The sequence below is a fragment of the Solicola agrisoli genome (genome assembly GCF_049059935.1).
Classification (GTDB): Bacteria; Actinomycetota; Actinomycetes; order Propionibacteriales; family Nocardioidaceae; genus JAURVT01.
In genome coordinates this window covers 25,474-41,897 of the sequence record NZ_JBMGQR010000009.1, presented here as the reverse complement: position 1 = coordinate 41,897, position 16,424 = coordinate 25,474, and the positions used below count along the sequence as shown (strand labels likewise).

Below are 16,424 nucleotides of genomic sequence, written 5' to 3'. Positions count from 1 at the left end.
GTTCACGTGCCGATCGCCCGATGTTTGGCCCGCGGATCGGCGGGCAGGCTGAGATGACGTGCCCGTTCCCGTCGGCCCCCTGGAACCCCCCATGCCCCGCCGCACCCTGTCCCGCCCGCTCGCCGTCGCCGCCCTGACGGCCGTCACCGCCGTCGTCCCGCTCGCGGTGCACGGCACCCCCTCGTCGGACGGCGGCCACCGCCGCGACGGCGACCTCGCCCGCACCTTCACCGACACCACGCGCAGCACCGTCTGGAAGCGCGTCGACGCCCTGCGCCTCGGCTTCGACACCTTCCACCCACAGGGGCTGGTGGTGACGCAGGACCGGATCTACCTGTCGTCGGTGGAGATCATCGTGCCGCCGGTCAAGAACCCCGACCCGTCCGACGGCTACGACCGCACGCCCGGCAAGGGCCGCGGCCACCTGTTCGTCATGGACCGCACCGGCAGGCTCCTGAAGGACGTCGCGCTCGGCGAGGGCGACAGCTACCACCCGGGCGGCATCAGCACCGACGGCCGCAACATCTGGGTGAGCGTCGCCGAGTACCGCCCGAACAGCCACGCGATCGTCTACAAGATCCCCACCGCCACCCTGCGCCCGCAGCGGATGTTCGAGGTGGACGACCACGTCGGCGGCATCGTCTACGACCCCGAGCGCAAGCTGCTCGTGGGCAACACGTGGGGCTCGCGCCGCTTCTACGCCTGGACGACGGCGGGCCGCCAGCGCGAGACCTGGCTCAACCCGAGCCACCTGGTCGACTACCAGGACTGCACGTACGCCGCGCGCTCCAAGGCCCTGTGCAGCGGGGTCACCGAGCTGCCCCAGCGTCCGGGCTCGATCGGCACCTACGAGCTCGGCGGGCTCGCGCTCGTCGACCTGCGCACGCACGCCGTCACGCACGAGATCCCGTTCCAGCAGTTCTCCACCGGCGGCCACGTCGCCACGCGCAACCCCGTCGACGTCCACGCGAAGGGCCGCACGCTGACCATGTACGCCGCCCCGGACGACAGCCATGAGGGCGTCGGCACCCAGCTGCTGACCTACACCGCCGAGGTGCCCCGATGACCGACCGTCGTGCCTTCATCCGGGCGGTCGGCGCCGTCGCGGGCGCGGCCGCCGTCGGCCTGACGCCGCTCGACAGCGCGATGGCCGGCCCGGGCCGCCCGCGCGGCAACCCGTTCACGCTCGGCATCGCGAGTGGCGCGCCGCACCACCGCGGCTTCGTGCTCTGGACGCGTCTCGTCCCCGAGCCGCTGTCGCCCGACGGCGGCATGCCGGCGCGGCGCACCGCCGTCGAGTGGCAGGTGGCCGCCGACCCGCGGTTCCGTCGGGTCGTCCGGTCGGGCGTCGCGCGAGCGCTGCCCGAGCTGGCGCACTCGGTGCACGTCGAGGTCGACGGCCTGCAGCCCGACCGCGAGTGGTTCTACCGGTTCCGCCACGGCGGGCACCTGTCCGAGACCGGACGCACCCGCACCGCACCGTCGCCGGGCGCCCGGGTCGGTCGTCTCGACGCCGCGTTCGCGTCGTGCCAGAACTGGGGCGACGGCTTCTACCCGTCGTACCGGCACCTCGCCGAGGACGACCTCGACCTGATGGTCTTCCTCGGCGACTACGTGTACGAGGGCGCCATCGGCGCGACGGGACGCGAGCGCGCCGTCGCGGTGCCGGAGGTCTATCGCACCGCCCCGGCCACCACGCGGGACTGGCGGCTGCGCTACACCCTCTACAAGTCCGACCCCGACCTGCAGCGCCTGCACGCCCGCGTCCCGTGGCTCGTCACCTGGGACGACCACGAGGTGGTCAACGACTACGCCGGCACGCAGTCGGTCTCGGGCGACATCAGCGCGCTGCGCGCCGCGGCGTACCAGGCCTGGTACGAGCACCAGCCCGTCCGGCTGTCGTCGCGGCCCACCGCCGACGGCAACGCCCGCATCTACCGCCGCCTGCAGTGGGGGCGCCTGGCGCAGATCGACCTCGTCGACGGCCGCCAGCACCGCACCGTCCCGGCCTGCGGCTGGGGCGAGGCCGACGCCTGCGACGCCGCGTACGCCAAGGAGGCGACGATGCTCGGCCGCGAGCAGGAGCGCTGGCTGTACCGCGGGCTCGAGGAGTCGCGCGCCCGCTGGGACATCCTCGCCAGCAACGTCATGCTCGCCCGGCTCGACCACGACGGCCCGGCCGGGACGCGGCTGTGGCACGACGCCTGGGACGGCTACCCGGCGGCGCGGCAGCGGCTGATCAAGGCGTGGGAGCGCGCCGGCACCCGCAACCCCGTGGTCATGACGGGCGACTGGCACTCGACGTTCGTCAACGACATCAAGGCCGACTTCGACCGTCCGGACTCGCCGGTGGTGGCCTCGGAGATCGTCGGCACCTCGGTGTCGTCGAACGGCGACCGCACCCCGTACGGCCCGTACTACGGCCCGATGATCCCGTTCAACCCGCACATCCGGTTCTTCGACGGCGACCGCCGCGGCCACGTGCGCGTGACGGTGCGGCCCGACCAGCTGCGCGCCGACCTGCAGATGGTGCGCACCGTCACCCGCGCCGACGCCGAGCAGTACACCTACGCGTCGTTCGCCGTCCGCGACGGCGTGCCCGGGGCCGTCCGGGTCTGAGGTCGCGCCCGTCAGGGTGCCTGGCGGTGCCTGAGCCACCACGCGTCCGACCCGGCGGTGCCTCAGCCACCACGATCGGGCGTCAGGTGGTGGCTCAGGCACCGCCGGTGGTGGCTGCCGCACCTGGCGGTGGGGATGGCACCAGGATCAGCCCGAACGTGGGGCCATACCCACCGCCAGCACGGCGACCGCCAACCAAGCCCTGGGAACGGTTGAAATATGGAGCGCTCCATTCTAGCCTGGTGCCCGCACGCCCCACACCCCCCGAGCGCCCAGGAGCCACCATGACGTCGTCCGTGGTCTACGACCCCTTCAGCGTGGCCTTCCAGGAGGACCCGTTCCCGGTCTACCGCCGGATGCTCGAGGAGGCGCCGCTCTACCGGAGCGAGAAGTGGGGCTTCTGGGCCCTGTCGCGCTACGACGACGTCCGCGGCGCGCTGCTCGACCCCGAGACGTTCAAGAACCACCCGGGCATCGACCTGGACGCCACCAACGACCAGGGCGGCGAGGGCAACATCCCGATCCTCGACAACCCCCGCCACGACCAGATCCGCGGCGTCGTGCAGCGCCACTTCATGCCGCGCAACATCGCCAAGCTGGAGGCGGACGTCCGCGCGATCACCGTGCGGATGATCGACGGGTTCGCCTCCCGCGGCGAGGTCGACCTCGCCCAGGAGCTCTCCTGGCCGCTGCCCTACGAGGTGTTCTTCGACTTCCTCGGCCTGCCCGAGGGCGACGACCGTGCGCAGCTGGTCGAGTGGTCGCACGGCCTCAAGGACCGCGTCCCCGACGACGACGCCCTCACGCCGCTGGCCGAGATGTCGACGCGACGCTCGCGCGAGTACCTGGCCGACCTGCTGATGGAGCGACGTCGTCGCCCGAGGGCCGACCTGCTCACCCACGTCGTCCAGTCCGAGATCGACGGCGTCCCGCTCGCCGAGGACGAGATCCTGGCCGCGTCCGAGGCCGTCGGCCTGGTGTTCGGCCTCTACCTCGCCGGCATCGAGACCACCGCCGGCCTGCTCTCCACCCTGTTCCAGGAGCTCGCCGTCCGTCCCGACCAGCAGAAGGCGCTGCGCGAGGACCCGCGGCTGATCCGCAACGCCGTCGAGGAGGGCCTGCGGTTCCGCACCCCGCTGCAGGTCACCGTGCGGACGGCCACGCGCGACGTCGAGTACCACGGGCAGCGCATCGCCGAGGGCGATCGCGTGGCGATGGTGATCGGCGCGGCCAACCACGACCCCCGGCGCTACACCGACCCCCAGGAGTTCGACGCGCTCCGTCCCGACATCCGTCACCTCGGCTTCGGCGAGGGCCTGCACGGGTGCCTGGGCAACCCGCTGGCACGGCTCGAGGCGCGCGTCGCGCTCGAGGAGGTGCTGCCGCGCATCGGCGAGTTCCGGCTCGCGGGCGCACCCGCGCGCTATCCCTCGACGCCCAACATGGCCGTGCTCAAGCACCTGCCGCTCGCCTTCGACGGCCCCGTCGAGGACGTCCGGTCCGCACCCGCCGTCGAGGCAGGCCCCGCGACGCACGACGTCCTGCCGCTCGTGGTGGAGGAGCGCGTCGACGTGTCCGACGGCGTGGTGGCGCTGACGCTCACCTCGCGCGACGGCTCGGACCTGCCCGCGTGGGAGCCCGGCGCCCACGTCGACCTGGTGCTCAGCGACGGGTTGGTGCGCCAGTACTCCCTCAGCGGCGACCCGGCCGACCGGAGCGCCTACCGCGTGGGCGTCCTGCGCGAGCCCGACGGCCGCGGCGGGTCGGCGTTCGTCCACGACCACCTGCGTCCGGGCTCCCGCCTGGACGTGCGGGGCCCCCGCAACCACTTCGCGCTGGAGCCGTCGCCCCGCTACGTCTTCGTCGCCGGGGGCATCGGCATCACGCCGATCCTGCCGATGGTCGCGGCCGCCGAGGCGGCGGGCGCCGACTGGCACCTCGTCTACGGGGGACGCCACCGCGCGTCCATGGCGCACCTCGACGAGCTCGCCGCCTACGGCGACCGCGTGACGGTCTGGCCGCAGGACGAGCGCGGCCACATCGACCTGCCCGGCGTCCTCGGCACCCCGCAGGAGGGCACGCTGGTCTACACCTGCGGCCCCACGCCCCTGCTCGACGCCGTCGAGGCCCAGTGCGCGACGTGGCCCGAGGGCGCGCTGCACCTCGAACGCTTCGCGGCCAAGGAGGTCGGCGCCCCCGCGCTCGACGTCCCGTTCGAGGTCGAGCTGGCACGCTCGGGACGGGTGCTGACCGTCCCGGTCGACCGCCCCGTCGTCGACGTGCTCGAGGACGCGGGCGTCGTCGTCCTCACCTCGTGCGGCGAGGGCACCTGCGGCACGTGCGAGACCGCCGTGCTGGAGGGCGTGCCCGACCACCGCGACTCGGTCCTCGACCCGCAGGAGCAGGCCCGCAACGACTGCATGATGGTGTGCGTGTCACGGTCGTGCAGCGAGCGGCTGGTGCTCGACCTGTAGGTGCGGGGCGCGCCGTGACCGCTGTCACGGACGCGAGAATCGGCGTATGGCCGCCCCTGCCGCGTGAAGGCAGATTCTCCCGTCGCCCTTCGGGCCGAGGAATCTGCGTATGGCCGGCCATGACGGCCATACGCAGATTCTCCTGTCGCCGTCAGCCGGCGCGCGGGGGCGCGGTGGTCGTCCGCACCACGACGGCGGGCTCGAGCAGCTCACGGGCCGGCGGGACAGACGGGTCGGCGATGCGTCGCAGCAGGGTGCGGGCCACCTCGACGCCCATCTCGGTGCTGCGGTCGTCGACGGTGGTCAGCCCCAGGTAGGCCGAGCCGGCGAGCGGGGTGTCGTCGTACCCCATCACCGAGACGTCGTCCGGGACGCTCAGCCCGCGGTCGCGGAGCGCGGCCATCGCGCCGAGCGCCATCAGGTCGTTCGCGGCGAAGACGGCGGTGACGTCGGGCTCGGCCTCCAGCAGCGCCGCGGTGGCCCGTCCGGCGGCGAGCTCGGTGGTGGGCTCGCCGTGCCCGGCGACCATCGCGCGGTGCCCGGCGGCCCGCATCGTCTCCTCGTAGCCGTCGAGGCGCAGGGCCGCGGTGCCGCCGAGCCCCGTCACGTGCGCGACGCGGACGTGACCGAGGCCCAGCAGGTGCTCGGTGGCCAGCCGCCCGCCGAGGACGTCGTCGCCCGCGACGAGGTCGGCGTCCGCGGGCACGTCCTCGCGCTGACCGGCCACGACGTACGGCAGGTCGAGCCGCTCCAGCACGCCCTCGCCCGGCTCCATCGCCATCACCAGGCCGTCGACGCGCAGCGACAGGAACCCGTCGATCGGGTCGAGCGCGATGTGGGCGTTGAGGTCACGGTCGGCGACCGTGACGTGGTAGCCGGGGGTGTGCAGCTCCTCGCGCATGCCGCGCAGGAGCTCGACGAACCACAGGTTCTCGAACTCCTCGATCGCGACACCGATGCTGTGCGTGCGGTTGCCGGCCAGCGCGGCGGCGGCGGTGCTGGGGCGGTAGCCGAGCTCGTCGATCGCCGCGAGCACGGCCGCACGTCGCCGGTCGCTGACGTTGGGGTGCCCCCGCAGCACCAGCGACACCAGCGACTTGGAGACCCCGGCACGCTGCGCGACGTCGTAGATCGTCGGCCGGACCCGGCCCTGGTTCTGCACCAGGAGATGGTCTCATCTCCTCCGATCGGGGGGAGTCCATCCCGATCCCTTGACGTGGCCCACTTCACACCCTTTAATTTGTGGAGCGCTCCATGTCAGGACGAACATCGACGGGGCCGCACCCCCTCCCACGAAAGAGAACGCCATGAAGAAGCTCAAGCTCGCCGCCCTGGTGGCCGCCGGCGCCATCGCGCTCAGCGCGTGCAGCGGCACCGGGCAGGACAGCGGCCCCGCCGACTCCGCCGACCTCGACCTCACCTACGCGGTCATCACCCACGCGCCGTCCGGCGACGCGTTCTGGGACCGGGTCAAGTCCGGCGCGGACCGCGCCGGCAAGGACCTCGGCGTCACGGTCAACTACGCCGGTGACCCCGACCCCTCGCAGCAGTCGCAGCTGATCGACGGCGCGGTGGCCGACAAGGTCGACGGCATCGTGGTCTCGATGGCCAACCCCGACGGCGTGAAGACGAGCGTCGAGAAGGCCGTCGCGGCGGGCATCCCCGTCGTCACGATCAACGCCGGCCTCGAGCAGTCCAAGGCGTTCGGCGCGATCACCCACGTCGGGCAGTCCGAGCAGCTCGCCGGCACCGCCGTGGGCGAGCGGATGAAGCAGGAGGGCTTCACCAACGCCCTGTGCGTCATCCAGGCCGCGGGCGCGGTCAACCTCGAGCAGCGCTGCGCCGCGGCCAAGGCCGCGATGGGCGGCACGATGAAGAACCTGCAGGTCGACGGCACCGACGACAACGCCGTCACCGCCACCATCACCTCGCAGCTCCAGGCCGACACCAGCATCGACGCGGTCCTGACGCTCGGCGGCCAGCAGGCCATCGACGCGGTCGCGTCGGTCGAGGAGGCCGGCAGCAAGGCCAAGGTCGCCACGTTCGACCTCTCCGAGGACGTCATCAAGGACATCCAGTCCGACAAGATCGCCTTCGCGGTCGACCAGCAGCCCTTCGTCCAGGGCTACGAGGGCGTCGCGGTGCTCTACCTGAAGAGCATCAACGGCAACGACGTCGGCGGCGGCCAGCCCATCTACTCGGGCCCGGCGTTCATCACCAAGGAGAACGCCGACGCGGTGCTCAAGTTCGCCCAGGAGGGCACGCGCTAGGCGCCTGAGACCGACCGGCACCCGTGCCGGACGGAGGGGGTGGTGACGGCTCGGGGGCGGGCCGTCACCACCCCCTTGCCATGCCCGGCCCCACCGAGTCGCCGAGGTGCGCGAGATCCACCACCGGGGCGCCGCCGGTGGCGGATCTCGCGTACCTCGGACACGGGGCGGGGGCACAGGCGATGATTCCCCCACCCCGTACGCGACGAGAGGACACACCCGTGGGCAACCTCGGCTTCACCGAGACGATGGTCATCGCGCTGGTCGTCACGCTCCCGGTCGTCATCGTCCTCGGCGTCGTGGCGTTCAGCACCCGGTCCAAGGCGCCCCAGGCGGCGGGACGGGGACGACGCGGGGCACGTCGGCGGCACTGAGCCCGACCGGGGCCCTCCCCGGTTTTGCATAGTCATGCACTGACCTGCATACTCATCCCTATGTCCAAGGTCCTCACCTCCCTGCCCGTCGGCGAGCGCGTCGGCATCGCCTTCTCCGGTGGCCTCGACACCTCCGTCGCGGTCGCGTGGATGCGCGACAAGGGCGCCGTCCCCTGCACCTACACCGCCGACATCGGGCAGTACGACGAGCCCGAGATCGACCAGGTGCCCGGCCGCGCGCTGGCGTACGGCGCCGAGCTCGCGCGACTCGTCGACTGCCGCGAGGCGCTCGTCGAGGAGGGACTGGCGGCGCTGACGTGCGGCGCGTTCCACGTCCGCTCCGGCGGACGCGCGTACTTCAACACCACCCCACTCGGCCGCGCCGTCACCGGCACGCTGCTCGTCCGCTCGATGCTCGAGGACGACGTGCAGATCTGGGGCGACGGGTCGACGTTCAAGGGCAACGACATCGAGCGGTTCTACCGCTACGGCCTGCTGGCCAACCCCAACCTGCGCATCTACAAGCCCTGGCTCGACGCCGACTTCGTCACCGAGCTGGGCGGCCGCACGGAGATGTCGCAGTGGCTGCAGGCGCACGACCTGCCCTACCGCGACAGCACCGAGAAGGCCTACTCCACCGACGCCAACATCTGGGGCGCCACCCACGAGGCCAAGACGCTGGAGCACCTGGACACCAGCCTGGAGATCGTCGACCCGATCATGGGCGTGCGGTTCTGGGACCAGGACGTCGAGATCCTCCCCGAGGACGTGACGATCGGCTTCGACCAGGGCCGCCCGGTCTCGATCAACGGCAAGGAGTTCGCCTCGGCCGTCGACCTCGTCATGGAGGCCAACGCCATCGGCGGACGTCACGGCCTGGGCATGTCCGACCAGATCGAGAACCGCGTCATCGAGGCCAAGAGCCGCGGCATCTACGAGGCGCCCGCCATGGGCCTGCTGCACGCGGCCTACGAGCGGCTCGTCAACGCGATCCACAACGAGGACACCGTCGCCAGCTACCACACCGAGGGACGTCGCCTCGGCCGACTGATGTACGAGGGACGCTGGCTCGACCCGCAGGCTCTGATGATCCGCGAGTCGCTGCAGCGCTGGGTCGGCAACGCCGTCACCGGCGAGGTCACGCTGCGTCTGCGGCGCGGCGAGGACTACTCGATCCTCGATACCTCGGGCCCGGCGTTCAGCTACCACCCCGACAAGCTGTCGATGGAGCGCACCGTCGACTCCGCGTTCGGCCCGGTCGACCGCATCGGCCAGCTGACGATGCGCAACCTCGACATCGCCGACTCGCGCGCCAAGCTCGAGCAGTACGCCGGCATCGGCATGATCGGCACCTCCGGCCAGACCTCGATCGGCGCGGCGCAGGCCGCGTCCACCGGCCTCATCGGCGCGATGCCGCAGGGCGGCGCCCAGGCGATCGCGTCGCGCGGCAAGGTCTCCGAGGACGAGGAGATGCTCGACCGGGCCGCCATGGAGTTCGGCACCGACTGACGGTTCACTGAATACCGTGCAGCCAACGCGGGCCTTCTTACTCAATTGCCCGCGGATCTTTCGGACTGAGATCGAAGGGCTTGAGCATCAGGAAGTGAGGCGCCCTACTCGCTCGGCATAGCCCTCGTACTCAACGCCAAGTAGGCTCACCCTTCGAGGCACGGTGAGGAGTTTGCGATGAAGGACTCAAGTGAGTGGATCCAAATGGAATCGATCCTCGGTAGCGATCAGCACATCCCCGCATACGGTGGGTTCCAAATGCCGGTGGAAGCTCTCGAGCGGGCCGCTAGCTCGCTTAATGCCGGAACTGTTCCGATGCTTGCGAGCCACGATCAAACCAAGCCGCTTCGAACACGCCGCCATGATGCCAGAGTCGAGAAGCGTGAGGACGGGGTGACGGTACTTCGACTCCGTTACCAAATTCATCCTGAGGATGTTCATCTCGTAGCCGGCATGGGTGCCATGTCGATGGCCCTGCAAGCACCGCTTGAGAGTCGCGCCGCAAGTTTCGAACCACCGTCTCCCCTGGTGGGATTCCTCGCAGGTGACCATGCCTGGTTCACAGACGAGGTCCTAGAAGCGGCGGAAACTCAACTTCGAAGCCAAGCTTCGATAGAGGCTCGCCGCGTCTATCAGTTCGAGCTAGTCCCAGACCCTCAGATATACCTCGAACTCGCTTGGAACGTATTCAGCATTCTCGCAAGCGGGGTTGCCGGCAACGCCCTCTACGATGCGCTCAAGACGCTGTTTCGCCGGCGGAAAGTGCCAGACGGATCTGATGCCTCGGTTCCGACCAAAGTCAATCTTGTGGTAAAGGACGGTGATCGTGAACTTAAGGCCACAGTCGAGACCGGAGATGAAGAGGTCGCGCTTGAGGCCGCCCGCGCCCTCGGCAAAGTTGCAGATGGATTCTTTGAGTTGCCTCCGCCACGGGCCGCCGCGTCACCCACAAGCCTGGCGGCCGTCAATGATCAAGTAGCGCAACCGAAATCTGCGCTTCTCCTGTGGGACAAGACTTCCAGAACGTGGGCACCTAGAGATCCATAGGCTGCTGCCTGACTCCTCGCGGGAAGCTTGATCGGTCGCTGATCGCCTGCTCTCGAACATCGCTACCATCCGTGCTTGGGCTTGCCACATAGTTCGGCATCGACAAGGCGGAGTCCGCACCACGGGAACCACGGCCCGGGTCGCTACGTCAGACGTGAGTGCCGCTTCGGGGGCGGGGGTCCGTGGGGGAACCTCGCCCCGGGGCGGTGCATCGCGCGCCGGGGCCCCGACCGTCCGCCGCGAGCGCGTCGAGCCGACGGCCGGCGAGGTGCGACATCGTCGCGCTGAGGACGCCGTTGACGAGGGCCACGACGAGCCTCGGCCAGGGAGCGCCGCCGCGTCGCAGCGCGCGCTCGAGCCGGGCGTCGACCAGCAGGCCGGTCGCGACCGCGCCCGCGCTGACGCAGGCACCGGCGCACGCGGTGGCGACGGCGGCACGCGCCGACGGCGGGTCCTCCCGCGCCTGCATCGTCGAGGCAACCCTGCCCGCGACCAGGAGCGACGGCAGCAGCACCCACGCGACCCGCACCGCACGCGGGGCGCGCCAGACGCCGGGCAGCGTGAGGGCGGCCGCGGCCAGCGCACGCCCCTGCGGCGACCTCGCGAACGACCGCGCACCGGCACCCCACGCGGGGCGCGGGTGCCGGTGCGGGTGCGGGGTGCTCATGACCGCAGTCTGTCGAGCGGGTGGTCCAGCAGGTCAGGCGGCCTCGGCCACGTCCTGACGACGGAGCTGGTCCTCGCGCTCGATGGTGCGACGGACGCGACGTCCGCCGGTGGTCATCTTGTAGAGCTTGACCAGCTGCGACGCGGCGTTCCTGGGCGTGGTCTCGGCGAGCCACTCGTTGGGCAGCGAGAGCCGGACGATCTTGTGCCACGCGGAGTAGACCTGCTTGGGCAGCGGGGCCGTGACGTAGGTGAGGTCGTACTTGTCGAACAGCGCCTGCACCTTGGGGGCGATCTCGGCGTACCGGTTGCTCGGCAGGTCGGGGAACAGGTGGTGCTCGATCTGGAAGCTCAGGTTGCCGGTCATCAGGTGCATGAGCGGGCTGCCGGAGATGTTGGCCGAGCCGAGCATCTGGCGCAGGTACCAGTCGCCGCGGGTCTCGCCGTCGATCGAGGTCTTCTCGAACGTCTCGACACCCTCGGGGAAGTGGCCGCACATGATCACCGAGTGCGTCCACAGGTTGCGCACCAGGTTGGCGGTGAAGTTGGCCGCGAGCGTGGGGACGAACGACCCGGTGGGCAGCGACAGCGCGGGGTGGACGACGTAGTCCTTGGTGGCCTGCTGGCGGATCTTCTTCAGGGTCTGCTTGACGCGGGCCGGGAAGTCGGCGGGGCGCTGCGCCTTGGGCGTGGCGAGGTTCTTGGCCAGCTCGAGGTCGTAGGCCGCGATGCCGTACTCGAAGAAGCAGGCGTTGACGAAGTTCCACACCGGCTGCGCCAGGTAGAACGGCTGCCAGCGCTGGTCCTCGTCGACGCGCATGATGCCGTAGCCGAGGTCGTTGTCCTTGCCCACGACGTTCGTGTACGTGTGGTGCAGCTCGTTGTGGCCGTGCTTCCACTGGTCGGACGGGCTGGCGTTGTCCCACTCCCAGCTGGTCGAGTGGATCTTCGGGTCGCGCATCCAGTCCCACTGGCCGTGCATGACGTTGTGCCCGATCTCCATGTTCTCGAGGATCTTGGCGACGCTCAGGCCGGCGGTGCCGAGGAACCACGCGGGCGGCAGCACCGAGAACAGCAGCAGCGCACGGCTGCCGGCCTCCAGGCCACGCTGGGTCTTGATGATCCGACGGATGTACGCGGCGTCGTCGGCACCGCGGGTGTCGATGACCTCCTGACGGATGGCGTCGAGCTCACGTCCGAGGGTGGCGATGTCGTCGGCGCTCAGGTGAGCGGTCGGGTTGTCGGCCTTCTGCTGGATCGTGGTCATGACTTGTCTCCTAGGTGGCACGCGCCGGCAGCGGCGCTGATGCAGGTCTGGATGGGGACTCCGCCGTGGGCGGAGGAGATCGGGTCGACCGAGGTGATGGCGCCGTTGCGCAGGTCGCGCACGGAACCCTCGGTCATCGGCAGGACGCACCCGAAGCAGACGCCCATGCGGCAGCCGCTCGGCATCAGCCGGCCGCCGGCCTCGGCGACGTCGAGGATGGGGGTGGCGCCGTCGGCGACGAGCACGGTGCCGTCGGAGAAGGCGATCGTGCCGCCGTCACCGGCCTCGACGAAGCCGGCGCGGAACTGCTCGGTGAACAGCTCGAGGCCCGCGGCCTGGTGGTGGTCGGTCAGCGCGTCCAGCAGGCCGCCGGGGCCGCAGGCGTAGGTGGTGCGCTGGGCGAGGTCGGGGACGAGGTGGGCGAGCTCGGCGACGTCGAGGACGCCGTGCTCGTCGTCGTACCGCGGGACGAGGGTGATCGCACCGTGGTCGGCGAGCTCGCGGAGGTTGCGCAGGAAGATCGAGTCGGGCTCGGTGGGCGCCACGTGCACCACGACGATGTCGAGGTGGCTGCTGCGCGGCAGGTCGACCACGCCGGAGTCGGTGACGGGGAACAGGTTGCGGAGCATCCCGATCACCGGGGTGACGCCGGAGCCGGCGGTGACGAAGAGCAGATTGCTGGCCGACGGGTCGAGGACGAAGTCGCCGGTGGCCTGCTCGAGGTGCACGAGCATGCGCGGACGCGCCTCGTGGACGAGGTGGTTGCTCACCTTGCCGCCCGGCACGGCCTTGACGGTGATCGAGATCAGGCCGTCGGCGCGGGGGCCGTGGGTCAGGGAGTAGGCGCGCCACTCGCGGACGCCGTCGACGTCGATGCCGATCCGGACGTACTGGCCGGGCACGTGGCCCGCCCAGTCGGCGCCGGGCTTGAGGACGATGGTCGCGGCGTCACGCGTCTCGGGCTCGACGGCGACGATGCGCGCGCGCAGGTCGGCACCGGACCGGAGGGGGGCTGCCAGGTCGAGGTAGTCCGAGGGCAGGAGAGGCGTCGTCGCGGCCTCGGCCAGTCGCGAGAGCCGGTGGCGCAGCGAGCGCGCCTCGGTCGGTCGCTCCAGGATGTTCGTCATGGTTCCATCCTGATGGCTGAGCGACACAAAGAGATGACCCATGGACGTGAATCGGGCCGTAGTCTTTGTCCTCAGCGAACAAAGGAGCCGTCGTGAGTGAGCTGGACCACCCGGGCGACGACGTCGCGCTGCGGCTCCCTGCCGCCGTCGTGGCGCAGATGCGTGCGGGCATGGACGGGGTGGCCGAGAAGACCGTCGCGGCCGTCGTCAGCGAGGTGCCGAGCTACCGCGACCCGTTCCGGGGTCGCATGGGCCGCACCATCGAGACCGCGGTCACCGTCGCGCTCGACGGCTTCCTCGACCTCGCCGAGCGTCAGGAGGGCATCGACCCCGACGACCGGATCGAGGCGGTGATGGACGCCGCCTACGCCCTGGGACGGGGGGAGGTCCGCAGCGGACGCAGCATGGACGCGCTCGCCCAGGCCTACCGGGTCGGCGCCCGGGTGGCGTGGCGGGAGATGAGCACGGCGGCCGTCGCGAGCGGGCTCGACGCGACGACGGTCGCGCGCCTGGCCGAGCTGGTCTTCACCTTCATCGACGGCCTGTCCGATGCCAGCGTCAGCGGTCACGCCGACGAGCTGGCCACGTCCGGCCGCCTGCGCCAGCAGCGCCTCGACCGCCTCGCGACCCGCATCCTCGAGGGCTCGCCCGAGACCGAGCTCGTCTCGGCCGCCGCCCGTGCCGACTGGGACCCGCCCGGCCACCTGACCGCCGTGATCGTCGCCGACGCCAAGGTCCGCTCGCTCCGCGGGCGGCTCGACGCCCGCACCCTGCACCTGCCCGAGGACGCGACCGGCCTGGCGCTCGACGCCGGGGCGTCCGTGCTGCTCGTCCCCGCCGGCACCGGCCGCGACCGCCGCGCCCTCGTCCGCGTGGTGACCGACGTCGACGGCGTCGTGGGCCCGGCGCGCACCTGGACGCAGGCGGGCGCGTCCTACCAGCGGGCCCGCCACGCCCACCGGCTCGGGCTGTCCGGCGACACCGACACCCACCTCGCCGACCTCGTGGTCGGGGCCGACCCGGACGCGCGGGCCGACCTGCGCGCCCGCGTGCTCGCGCCGCTCGCGGAGCTGGGGCCGGCGGCGCAGGACAAGCTGACCGACACCCTCACCGCCTGGTTGCTCCACCACGGCCGCCGCGACGACGTCGCCGAGGTCCTGTTCGTCCACCCCCAGACGGTCCGCTACCGCATGGGCCAGCTGCGCGACCTGTACGGCGACAGCCTCACCGACCCGCAGTTCGTCCGCGACGCGACCGTCGCCCTGGCCTGACCGCCGCACCGGGGCGACGGGGGCTCAGACGCGGCCCGCGAGCGCGGTCGGCGCGAGGTCGCCGGCCACCGCGACCTCCTCGTGCTCGACGACGCCGTCGATGTCGCCACCGCTCATCGCGATGTCGGTGACCCGCTCCAGGATCACCTCGACCACGACCGGCACCCGGTGCTCGACCGCGAGCTTCCTGGCCTCCTCCAGCGCCGGCAGGATCTCGTCGGGCGCGTGGACGCGGAGCGCCTTGCACCCCAGGCCCTCGGCCACCTTCACGTGGTCGACGCCGTACCCGCCGAGCTCGGGCGAGTTGACGTTCTCGAACGCGAGCTGGACGCAGTAGTCCATGTCGAAGCTCCGCTGGGCCTGGCGGATCAGGCCCAGGTAGGCGTTGTTCACGACCACGTGGATGTAGGGGATGTGGAACTGCGCACCGACCGCGAGCTCCTCGATCATGAACTGGAAGTCGTAGTCGCCGGACAGCGCGACGACCGTGTCGTCCGGGGCGGCGACGCAGACGCCCAGGGTGGCCGGCACCGTCCAGCCGAGGGGTCCGGCCTGGCCGGCGTTGATCCAGTGGCGGGGCTTGTAGACGTGCAGGAACTGGGCGCCGGCGATCTGCGAGAGCCCGATCGTGCTGACGTACCGGGTGTCGGGCCCGAAGACCTTGTTCATCTCCTCGTAGACCCGTTGCGGCTTGACCGGCACGTCGTCGAAGTGGGTGCGCCGCTGCAACGTCTGCTTGCGGCGGGAGCACTCCCCCGCCCACGCCGACCGGTCGCGCAGGCGTCCGGCGTCCCGGAGCTCGCGCGCCACCTCGACGAACAGGTCGAGGGCGGCTCCCGCGTCGGAGACGATGCCGAGGTCCGGGGCGAAGACGCGGCCGATCTGCGTCGGCTCGATGTCGACGTGGACGAACGTGCGCCCGCGGCGGTAGGTGTCCAGGCCGCCGGTGTGGCGGTTGGCCCAGCGGTTGCCGATGCCGAGCACGAAGTCCGAGGCCAGCATCGTCTCGTTGCCGTAGCGGTGCGACGTCTGGAGGCCGACCATGCCGGCCATCAGCGGGTGGTCGTCGGGGATCGTCCCCCAGCCCATCAGCGTCGGGACGACGGGCACGCCCGTCAGCTCGGCCAGCTCGACGAGCCGCGCGGCCGCGTCGGCGTTGATGATGCCGCCGCCGGCGACGACGAGCGGGCGGTCGGAGGCCTGGAGCATCTCGATCGCCCTGACCGCCTGGGCGCGGGTGGCGGCGGGACGGTGCACCGGCAGGGGCGCGTACAGGGCGGGGTCGAACTCGATCTCGGTGAGCTGGACGTCGATCGGCAGGTCGATCAGCACCGGGCCCGGCCGTCCCGACCGCATCAGGTGGAACGCCTGCTGGAACGCGCCCGGCACCTGCGCGGGCTCCATCACCGTCATCGCCATCTTGCACAGCGGTGCGGCGATCGAGGCGATGTCGACGGCCTGGAAGTCCTCCTTGTGCAGCCGGGCGACGGGCGCCTGCCCGGTGATGCAGAGCAGGGGCACCGAGTCGGCCGCCGCCGCGTAGAGGCCGGTGACCATGTCGGTACCGGCCGGACCCGACGTGCCGACGCAGACGCCGATGTTGCCCGCCTCGGCACGGGAGTACCCGTCGGCCATGTGGGACGCACCCTCGACGTGACGCGCGAGCACGTGCTCGAGCTCGCCCTGGGCCCGCATCGCGGCGTAGAAGGGGTTGATCGCGGCGCCGGGCAGCCCGAACACGTGGCCGACCCCCTCCAGGCGCAGGATCTCGACGGCCGCTCGGGCTGCTGTCATTCGGGG

At 71.3% G+C, this 16,424-nt stretch carries 13 protein-coding genes; 8 read left to right on the top strand and 5 right to left on the bottom strand.

All coding sequences use genetic code 11. The features are described 5' to 3' along the window. Nucleotides 1-91 precede the first annotated feature (91 nt). The 3 genes from ACI6PP_RS05335 to ACI6PP_RS05325 all read left to right on the top strand — a co-directional run bounded on the left by ACI6PP_RS05335 (nucleotide 92) and on the right by ACI6PP_RS05325 (nucleotide 5,093). Entirely contained in the window at nucleotides 92-1,066 is a 975-nt protein-coding gene (locus ACI6PP_RS05335) for a DUF6454 family protein (protein WP_421109758.1), read from the top strand. Then, complete coding sequence (locus ACI6PP_RS05330) at nucleotides 1,063-2,619, top strand: alkaline phosphatase D family protein (RefSeq protein WP_421109756.1); 1,557 nt, start codon at nucleotides 1,063-1,065, stop codon at nucleotides 2,617-2,619. Before ACI6PP_RS05335 ends, ACI6PP_RS05330 begins: the two co-directional genes overlap by 4 nt. 284 nt (nucleotides 2,620-2,903) lie before the next feature. After that, nucleotides 2,904-5,093, top strand: coding sequence for a cytochrome P450 (locus ACI6PP_RS05325; RefSeq protein ID WP_421109754.1), 2,190 nt, complete (start codon nucleotides 2,904-2,906; stop codon nucleotides 5,091-5,093). Between the two features lie 151 nt (nucleotides 5,094-5,244). On the opposite strand, the gene ACI6PP_RS05320 is transcribed toward ACI6PP_RS05325, so the two are convergent. Next, nucleotides 5,245-6,255: a LacI family DNA-binding transcriptional regulator gene (locus ACI6PP_RS05320; protein ID WP_421109753.1), complete on the bottom strand. Its 1,011-nt coding sequence runs from the start codon at nucleotides 6,253-6,255 to the stop codon at nucleotides 5,245-5,247. Between the two features lie 145 nt (nucleotides 6,256-6,400). On the opposite strand from ACI6PP_RS05320, the gene ACI6PP_RS05315 reads away from it, so the two are divergent. The 4 genes from ACI6PP_RS05315 (at nucleotide 6,401) to ACI6PP_RS05300 (ending at nucleotide 10,293) form a co-directional block, all read left to right on the top strand. Next, entirely contained in the window at nucleotides 6,401-7,363 is a 963-nt protein-coding gene (locus tag ACI6PP_RS05315) for a sugar ABC transporter substrate-binding protein (RefSeq protein ID WP_421109751.1), read from the top strand. 221 nt (nucleotides 7,364-7,584) lie between these two features. Next, nucleotides 7,585-7,737 (top strand): hypothetical protein, encoded by a 153-nt coding sequence (locus ACI6PP_RS05310; RefSeq protein WP_421109750.1) that lies wholly within the window; start codon nucleotides 7,585-7,587, stop codon nucleotides 7,735-7,737. Between the two features lie 60 nt (nucleotides 7,738-7,797). After that, nucleotides 7,798-9,246, top strand: coding sequence for an argininosuccinate synthase (gene argG, locus ACI6PP_RS05305; RefSeq protein WP_421109748.1), 1,449 nt, complete (start codon nucleotides 7,798-7,800; stop codon nucleotides 9,244-9,246). Nucleotides 9,247-9,423: 177 nt separating this feature from the next. Further along, on the top strand, nucleotides 9,424-10,293 hold the full coding sequence (locus ACI6PP_RS05300; RefSeq protein WP_421109747.1) for a hypothetical protein: 870 nt from the start codon (nucleotides 9,424-9,426) through the stop codon (nucleotides 10,291-10,293). Between the two features lie 148 nt (nucleotides 10,294-10,441). On the opposite strand, the gene ACI6PP_RS05295 is transcribed toward ACI6PP_RS05300, so the two are convergent. Genes ACI6PP_RS05295 through ACI6PP_RS05285 form a run of 3 tightly spaced genes read right to left on the bottom strand, consistent with a single transcriptional unit; the run spans nucleotide 10,442 to nucleotide 13,353 of the window. Next, nucleotides 10,442-10,960 (bottom strand): hypothetical protein, encoded by a 519-nt coding sequence (locus ACI6PP_RS05295; protein ID WP_421109745.1) that lies wholly within the window; start codon nucleotides 10,958-10,960, stop codon nucleotides 10,442-10,444. A 33-nt stretch (nucleotides 10,961-10,993) separates the two neighbouring features. Further along, on the bottom strand, nucleotides 10,994-12,226 hold the full coding sequence (locus tag ACI6PP_RS05290) for a fatty acid desaturase family protein (protein ID WP_421109743.1): 1,233 nt from the start codon (nucleotides 12,224-12,226) through the stop codon (nucleotides 10,994-10,996). Further along, nucleotides 12,223-13,353, bottom strand: coding sequence for a ferredoxin reductase (locus ACI6PP_RS05285; RefSeq protein WP_421109741.1), 1,131 nt, complete (start codon nucleotides 13,351-13,353; stop codon nucleotides 12,223-12,225). Before ACI6PP_RS05285 ends, ACI6PP_RS05290 begins: the two co-directional genes overlap by 4 nt. Nucleotides 13,354-13,445: 92 nt before the next feature. On the opposite strand from ACI6PP_RS05285, the gene ACI6PP_RS05280 reads away from it, so the two are divergent. Next, nucleotides 13,446-14,624: a PucR family transcriptional regulator gene (locus ACI6PP_RS05280; RefSeq protein WP_421109739.1), complete on the top strand. Its 1,179-nt coding sequence runs from the start codon at nucleotides 13,446-13,448 to the stop codon at nucleotides 14,622-14,624. A gap of 24 nt (nucleotides 14,625-14,648) precedes the next feature. Here ACI6PP_RS05280 and gcl read toward each other — a convergent pair whose 3' ends face one another. Then, entirely contained in the window at nucleotides 14,649-16,418 is a 1,770-nt protein-coding gene (gene gcl / locus ACI6PP_RS05275) for a glyoxylate carboligase (protein WP_476712922.1), read from the bottom strand. Nucleotides 16,419-16,424 lie beyond the last annotated feature (6 nt).

Bases quoted from the DNA above. Each gene is read 5' to 3' on its own strand.
- ACI6PP_RS05285 (WP_421109741.1), bottom strand. From the start codon at position 13,353: ATGACGAACATCCTGGAGCGACCGACCGAGGCGCGCTCGCTGCGCCAC.
- ACI6PP_RS05300 (WP_421109747.1), top strand. From the start codon at position 9,424: ATGAAGGACTCAAGTGAGTGGATCCAAATGGAATCGATCCTCGGTAGC.
- argG (WP_421109748.1), top strand. From the start codon at position 7,798: ATGTCCAAGGTCCTCACCTCCCTGCCCGTCGGCGAGCGCGTCGGCATC.
- ACI6PP_RS05295 (WP_421109745.1), bottom strand. From the start codon at position 10,960: ATGAGCACCCCGCACCCGCACCGGCACCCGCGCCCCGCGTGGGGTGCC.
- ACI6PP_RS05335 (WP_421109758.1), top strand. From the start codon at position 92: ATGCCCCGCCGCACCCTGTCCCGCCCGCTCGCCGTCGCCGCCCTGACG.
- ACI6PP_RS05330 (WP_421109756.1), top strand. From the start codon at position 1,063: ATGACCGACCGTCGTGCCTTCATCCGGGCGGTCGGCGCCGTCGCGGGC.
- ACI6PP_RS05315 (WP_421109751.1), top strand. From the start codon at position 6,401: ATGAAGAAGCTCAAGCTCGCCGCCCTGGTGGCCGCCGGCGCCATCGCG.
- ACI6PP_RS05290 (WP_421109743.1), bottom strand. From the start codon at position 12,226: ATGACCACGATCCAGCAGAAGGCCGACAACCCGACCGCTCACCTGAGC.
- gcl (WP_476712922.1), bottom strand. From the start codon at position 16,418: ATGACAGCAGCCCGAGCGGCCGTCGAGATCCTGCGCCTGGAGGGGGTC.
- ACI6PP_RS05325 (WP_421109754.1), top strand. From the start codon at position 2,904: ATGACGTCGTCCGTGGTCTACGACCCCTTCAGCGTGGCCTTCCAGGAG.